Source organism: Paracidovorax anthurii (assembly GCF_003269065.1).
Classification (GTDB): domain Bacteria; phylum Pseudomonadota; class Gammaproteobacteria; order Burkholderiales; family Burkholderiaceae_C; genus Paracidovorax; species Paracidovorax anthurii.
The window spans coordinates 1-6,972 of record NZ_QLTA01000103.1 but is presented as its reverse complement, the minus strand read 5'-3'; the positions used below and the strand labels follow the sequence as shown (position 1 = coordinate 6,972).

6 protein-coding genes are annotated in these 6,972 nt (G+C 62.5%); 2 read left to right on the top strand and 4 right to left on the bottom strand.

Annotated elements, in window-relative coordinates; translation table 11 throughout:
- Positions 1–221 (top strand): transposase (locus AX018_RS24125; protein ID WP_146749448.1); only part of this gene is annotated, 221 nt, incomplete at its 5' end.
- Between the two features lie 1,003 nt (positions 222–1,224).
- Here the strand turns inward: AX018_RS24125 and AX018_RS25050 are convergent.
- From AX018_RS25050 to AX018_RS24105, 4 genes are all read right to left on the bottom strand, one after another.
- Entirely contained in the window at positions 1,225–3,063 is a 1,839-nt protein-coding gene (locus tag AX018_RS25050; protein WP_146749447.1) for a restriction endonuclease, read from the bottom strand.
- Positions 3,064–3,287: 224 nt separating this feature from the next.
- Positions 3,288–3,959, bottom strand: a complete 672-nt coding sequence (locus AX018_RS24115; protein ID WP_111882787.1) for a hypothetical protein — start codon at positions 3,957–3,959, stop codon at positions 3,288–3,290.
- A gap of 143 nt (positions 3,960–4,102) precedes the next feature.
- Entirely contained in the window at positions 4,103–4,708 is a 606-nt protein-coding gene (locus AX018_RS24110) for a hypothetical protein (protein WP_111882786.1), read from the bottom strand.
- A 423-nt stretch (positions 4,709–5,131) separates the two neighbouring features.
- Complete coding sequence (locus AX018_RS24105) at positions 5,132–5,464, bottom strand: hypothetical protein (RefSeq protein ID WP_111882785.1); 333 nt, start codon at positions 5,462–5,464, stop codon at positions 5,132–5,134.
- Between the two features lie 1,013 nt (positions 5,465–6,477).
- Here AX018_RS24105 and AX018_RS24100 point away from each other — a divergent pair.
- The coding region (locus AX018_RS24100; protein WP_146749446.1) for a type VI secretion system Vgr family protein at positions 6,478–6,972 on the top strand (495 nt) is incomplete at its 3' end.

The following is a 6,972-nucleotide window of genomic DNA, read 5'->3' as shown; positions in this document are numbered from 1 at the left end:
ACGCGTTGATGGAGCAGATCGAGATCATCAAGGCCAGCATCCGGGCGAAGGTGGAGCATCCCTTCAGAGTGCTCAAGCAGCAGTTTGGGTATGTGAAGGTGCGCTACCGGGGGCTCAAGAAGAACACGGCGCAGATCGTCACGCTGTTTGCGCTGAGCAATCTGTGGATGGTGCGGCACAAGCTGCTGGCGATGGCACAGGTGCGCGTGCAGCGGGCGTAATGCCCGCGAAATCCGGGGAAAGTGCCCCGCAGACGCACACAAATGGCGATGCAAGGGGGGGATGAGCTGATGCTGCTCTTCAACCGGGATCGGCACAGTCGTAACTGATTCGTGCAGAGAATCCCTAGGCCAACGTAGCAGACACCTTCTCGAGCCCAGGGCGTTTTCCATGGCTTCGCGCCACACTTGTAGTAGATGGCCGTGCCGAAATTCCATAGCCGGTCGGACAGCGGGTTCTCGCCTTTTTCGCCGAGACGCACCTTCGGCGTGATGTGGAGCGTCGACTCCTTGATGATTTGCACTGGTAGGTCGAGTCCCATCAATCGACCCTTGAGCTGCCGGCGGAAGTCTGGCGAGTAGCTACGAGATTCTTCAAACGTCTCCAAAGTCTCGCGAACAGCGGTCACTGCCGCGTCCTCGAAGTCGTCAAACATTCCCTGCTGACCGGTATCCCGGTCAACGATTGCCTGCTCCAGGAAAGACCGCTCGTCGCGGCTTCGTCCAGCATCGCTGCGCTTGCTCAGAGGAATAATTGAGTTCGGACGACAGTTCTCAAAGACTTCGTCGGGAACGACGCAGATGGCCAGAGCGGGGCGTGAGTCGAGCTTTCCGAGCTTTTCCACCTGCTCCATATACAGGCCAGTGACCGCGAATGCGCGGTCGTGTTTATCAGCTTTACGTGACGCATCCGAGAGCTTCTCTGCGTCAATGGCATAGCTGCGGACCGGCGATGGCCATTTGGCACCGAAGGCCACGTCAAAGCCTGGAAACGGTGGCCAAGCCCGATGTCTGGCGGGGTCAATGCAGGAGGCTGGCGCATTCAGCGCGGCGCACCAATTCTTCCAGGCCTCTATCCCGCTAGCAGTGCCAAGAACAATGTTGTCCGGGAGCTGCTGCCTTGCCTCTGCAGGTCCAAAGAGGGCCAGTCCGTCATGCGGGTCTTCAGCGGTTTGGCCATGGCCAAATTCAAGAAGTGGCTCGCCCAGAAAATGAAATGTATTGCTCATGGAGCCTCTCCAGCCTGGGGCATGCCATCACTATCGTCGGACCCGTCTTCTTCATCTTCGCGAGTCCTGCTTTCGGCGAGCTCTTCGCTCATATCGACCATTCCTGCGAGGGCATGCACGTCGAGTCCGACTGGGCACATCCATTTGAGCGGGTTGGTACTCATCGTTACGGCTCGGCGTCCTTCGCCATATCGAATGAGGCCAGGTTCTGCTTCCAATGCTTGAACTACTCCAAGTAATCGCGGGAGCCAGTCTTTGTTCCACCAATTCTTCGTCACAACCTTGCGACGTCGTCCCAGCTCTTTGAGCTCATAGACTTTGCCATTGAGGTCCGTCGGGCGGACATAGACGTTGACGACAACGTTCCAACTCCCATCAACGTCTCGTTGTGGCTGGAACTTAGGAGATAGTTGGTAGAGGAATGGCGATGCCCTTTCGCCCCAGCCTTTGGTCCGTTTGCCGGTGAGGCTGACGCGGGTTTCTCGTCCGTCAACGTGTCGGATACGCTGCGTCCATGCTCCATCTTCGCGCTCCGGAAAATAATAGATTCTTCTGTCTGGACACCAAGCCAGCCCCATTTGCGCACAAACGACGGTAAGGCTCCGGCGAACTAATTCCTTCGCGACATCCTCTGTCTTCTTGCCATCGCGCTCTGGGTTGTCGGTCCACAGAAACTCAGGGGTGCGTATTGTCTTGACGGAGGGAATGGCGTTCTCTGGAGGCGCGGTGAAGGCGACCAGCCGGTAGGCATTCAACTCCACAAACGCCCAGCGCGTTCTCAGCTCATCGAGCTTTGCCGTGGATAGCGCTGAGTGGAGGTCGTAGACCAACATCGTCTCAGGCAACCCCAGCGCGAAGATGTTTGCGAAAACAGGCTCTTCCTTTGCGACGGTGACCCGCGTAGGCATGTAGTCATTCAGCGCAATAGCTTTGCCCTGGTTGAGCATGATGTCTGGCTGAATTCCAAGACCGGCCAGCCTGGCCACGATTTGCTCAAGACCTGTGTTCCAGGAACGGGAGAAGTCTGCGGGGGTGGAAGGGCGTAACCGAGAGGGCAACTTTGACGGCTCGACCTCGGATGCTTTGCAGAGAAGCACCAGTCCTTCCTTCCCCGCCGCGAGCGCGCATCGCTCAAGCAGCAGTTCGTCGGCCATGCTGGATTGCGACAGAATTGGGATGTACTGCGTCGCCCGGAGGTCAATGAGTTTCCGAACGCTTTCGTCTTGGTTCTCACCTGCGAGGGGTGCGGTACCTCGACACCAGACTCTGAAGCCAGCGAGTGTGAGCCGGCGCGAAAGCCAGGTCGCAAGCGCATGGTCGGAGTCGACATGGTCAATTACCAAGGTATCTCGGCTCTCCACAAGCGACTCTCCACCCACCCGCGGAAAGAACGGAGGCGTGAAGATGCTGGGATGCTGCGCCAGGAGATGGCGCTGAGGTCCGACCAGTAGCACCCTCAACCGCTCCAAGTCGAAGAGGTCTAGCTTCCAACCGAACTCACTCCGGACGAGTTCATGAGCGCCGTCCTTTTCCGCAGCGTTCAATGCTTCTGTGCATACGAAAACGAGCAAATCTGGGTTGTGAGCCTGTTCGCGGACCCGAGCGCAATCGCTTTTGAGCTTGGTCTTCCAGTCGCCCCGAACGGTGTACGCAAAGACGATTTTTCGCCCGTTCGAATCGGATCGAATGATTGCGTCACGCCCGCCGTCACCGGTTCCCCCCAATGGGTCTATCCCGGGATAGTCGGTACCTGCAAGGAGACCTGAACAGAGCCGTTCAAAGTCGCGGTAGCTTGAGACACGCTCTAAGCAATAGGTGATACGGTCAGCGGACATATGTAAAGCATACGATGCAGTTGTCGCATGTGTCCTGTTCGCTGGGCCGACCACGGCCTCTGCGCTCACTTTTGCTGCGGGTTTGAAGGTTCATGCCGGGTCACATTGCGCATTTGGCGAGCGTCCGCTTTGAGGCGCACTGCCGCCGCATGAACCATCCTCATCGAGCGCCGGCAACCAGCCTTCATCCGACGACCGCTTGGCAGATTAGAGGGGCACGGGTGTCACTGGAACAGCCGTGGTTCCACGCACTCGCCGCACATGAACGCGAGATAAGCACCGGCCTTGCCGATGTCGGCGAAACAGGCCTCGACGCTGGCGTCGTGCAGCACCTGCCAGGGCAGGTCGGTGGGCTCCGGCGCGCGCCGTATCGACAGGTCGGGCACGCGGCAGGCCGGGTGCCGGTAGAGGTCCCGGCCCGATTCCCAGTCGATCAGGCGCAGCAGGCAACTCGTCAAGATGGCCGCGCCGCTTTCGGCGTCGGCCTCGATCAGCAGCGGCACCCTCAATGTGCCCGTGGATCGGCCGATCCGGCCGACCACATCGTGCTCGTCCAGCCAGCAGCGGCCGGTGGCGGTGTCGCCCTGCACCAGCCGCACCTTGCGGCGGTTGCGGCGACAGCTCTCGAGAGCGCGGGCCGCATTGGGGTCGGTGCCCGGGTCGAAGTAGGTTTGCCGGGCCAGCGGCGATCGGCCCCAGGCGTCGATGGCGGCGCAGTATTTGGCATACCCCGCCAGCGATTCATGGTCGCCCGGCGCGAATGCCAGCAGGGGCTGGTTCAGCCGTGCGGCAATCTGGTCGGCGTGATCGCGGGCGTTGTCGAAGCCAAGGCAACTGTAGCCCTCGCCACAAGGGATGACGTACCGCCGCTGTGCGGGGTTCAAGGTCACAGGCATGTCGGGTTCCTCGAAAGTTCGGGCGGAACCCGCCCCACGGGGCGAGCCCCGCGGGGTGGTGACAAAGCAAGCGGATAGGCGCCATTGGCGCCGGCCGCCGGGGTCGGGCCCTCTCAGGCCCTCTCAGGTCGTTTCAGGCGCGTTCAGGCCGCAAGGGGTTGCGGCCGCGAGCGCGCCTGGGCCGGCGCGACGAACAGGCGCCGCAGAGCCGAGATGTCCCCGGCGATCCAGGCCTCGCAGGCCTCGGCCACCGGCGACTCGACGTCGAGCGAGCGCGGCTGGCATGGCAGGATGCTGGCAAGACGCCGGTCGTTGTGCGCCACGAAGGCCAGTGCGCCATCGCTGGCGTCGAACGCCACCTGCCACACGGAATGGGGCCGCTCGCTCAGTTGCTGGCGCACCAGTTGGGCCGCGGCGAACAGCGATTCGGTGAGGTCCACCCGTTCGATGTCGCCGAGCTCGGGGCCGTAGAAGTGCACCAGGTAGCAGCACGGTTGCAGGTTCGGCGCCACCAGCGGGAGCTCGGGAAATCCGTGCACCGCCATTGCGGGCGGTGCGGCGGTATCGACCCGCTGGCAGGACTCGAGGTGGCCGAGCTTGAGCAGCAGCGCATCGGCATGTGCGCGGTCCTCCAGCGTCAGCTGGGAGCGCATGGCAAGGATCTCCTGCGTCATCAGGCGCAGTTCCTGGACGACGGCACGGTCGGCGCGGAGCTCGATGGCGCACAGGGTTTCGGTGATGGTGGTCATGTTGGGTCTTTCTGGATGGGGTGGGCACGTCCGCGCCCGATGGCGGGCGAGAACGGCATGGCGCGGACCAGCCGCGATCAAGGGAGGGACGCGCCGCGATGGCACGGGAGCTCGGGCCGCGAATCCCGGTGCAGGCACGGTTGCGGGTGCAGCGAAGAGGCTTGGCAGCGCAGCTGCGGCGGGTAACGACCGCAACGCCCGAGGCACTCGGGAGGAGGGATGGCCGGCAGGGGCCACCACTGGGGAGAAGGGCTCCAGTCTGGCGCGACGGGGCCGGTTGGGAAAGCCGGGAAGGAGCGTTGGCCTCCATAACAGGCTGCCGTTCCCGGCGTTTGTCCGTGGCGACGGCGGCAGACGCCGGACGGGACCGGCGGCGGCGCGCAGGTGTCCGCGCCGCGCGGAGCCTTGGCGTTCAGCCCGCGTTCAGCCCGCGTGCAGGACGACGGGTGGCCGGTCGATGTGGTGCTCGACGATCCGGTTGCCGGCGTTGAAGCACTGGTCGAGGAAGATTCCATCCATCAGGCTTGCCGGTGGCTCGATGCCGAGGGCCGCCAGCTTGTCGGCCAGGGTGTTGATGTCGGTCCAGTCCAGGCCGGACTCGCCCAGGCTGTCATAGACGGTCTCTTCACCCTGCTGGGGCAGGGTATCGGTTTCGCGGACCACCCGCAGATAGAGTTCGCGCAGCGGCCGGTCGTAGCCGGCGACGACCACCAACTCGCGGCCCTCGCAGGCGCAGCGCAGGAGATGGCGGCTCACGAGGAATGCTCCGGTGATGACGCTGGCACGGCAGCCGGAGCCCCGCGCCCGCCGGGGCGGATGCGGTGTGCGCAGGTGCTTGCTTCGGCAGCGCTTTGGGTTCGCGCCAGCGGGCGCCGATTTCGGTGGGGAATCCTGGCGGCGCGAGGACTTCGGGTGTCGTGCATGGTGTGCTCAGGGAAATGGCGGAAACACCTCCCCTGTCGGGCCTGGTGCTCCCGAGAGGGGTTGAAAGGGGTGGCACCCATTGGCGCCGGGCAGGTAACGACTGCGACGTCCGGCCAGGCCGGAATGGCTTCCAACGGGAAGCGGATGACGCACCAGTGTCTTGCGAGAGCGCTCGCCGCGCCGGCAGCGCCCACAACGACCTTGGGAAAGCGCGCCGGGCGGCCGGCCATTGCGTGTGGCATCCCTCAACGGCCTGGCCAGCCATGCCGGACACGGGACCTCGCCGCGTGATGGCCGTCGGTGCAGGACGGCATCGCTTCGGCGGCATCGGGAGCGCAGGCGTGTGGGCGAATGCCGGGGGCCCGATGGCACCGGACATCTTGGGTTCTTCACACCAAGCCATCGGCCGGGGTGTCGCTGGCCGACCGGCCGTGCGACTCGTTTCCATGACCTGGGTTTCATCGACCACCTCGGCCGGTTCGAACTACCGATGTCTCAGACTACCGCGGCAATTTGGACGTGGTGACGCGACATCAGTTTCTGGCCTTGGAAATATCAGTAGTCACTTGCCAGATCATCTTCTGGTTCGATCGTTATCCGCCCGTGCCGATAGTGGGCAGGCGTTTCGACGTGGCCTCTGGCCTGCCTCAATAAGCAATGCCGCGCTGACCAGTTTTTGTCAGTCTCGGAATTTTTCGAGTTGGTATTAAATAGATTTATGGTTTGAATAGATGAAAACACTGTGAAACTAATTGGATATTGTCAAAGGAGGTTAATAAAAGGATCTAAGCCCTATCATCGCGCCCCATTATCAAATTCGATTGCAGGCCCCGCTGCAAAACAAGATGTCACGCCGCGTCACCATCCAGACTCCCTTGGGCGAGCAGCTCCAGTTCCGGCGACTGCGTGGCCGGGAGGACATCAGCCAGCTCTTCTCGCTGGACATCGAGCTCCAGAGCGAAGACAAGGACATCGACCCCAAGGCCCTGCTGGGCAAGAACGCCACGGTGGTCGTCGAGACCCAGGACGGCGGCAAGCGGTACATCGACGGCATCGTCACCCGCTTCGGCATGCAGGGCCAGGACCACCGCTTCTACGCCTACCGCCTGCGCCTGCAGCCCTGGCTGTGGCTCGCCTCGCGCAAGAGCGATTTCAAGATCTTCCAGAACAAGACCGTGCCCCAGATCATCGAGGAGGTGCTGGGCACGTATGGCTTCCCGATGGAGCAGAAGCTCACGCGCGGCTACCGCACCTGGGACTACTGCGTGCAGTACGACGAGAGCGACTTCCAGTTCGTGTCGCGGCTGATGGAGCACGAGGGCATCTATTACTACCACCAG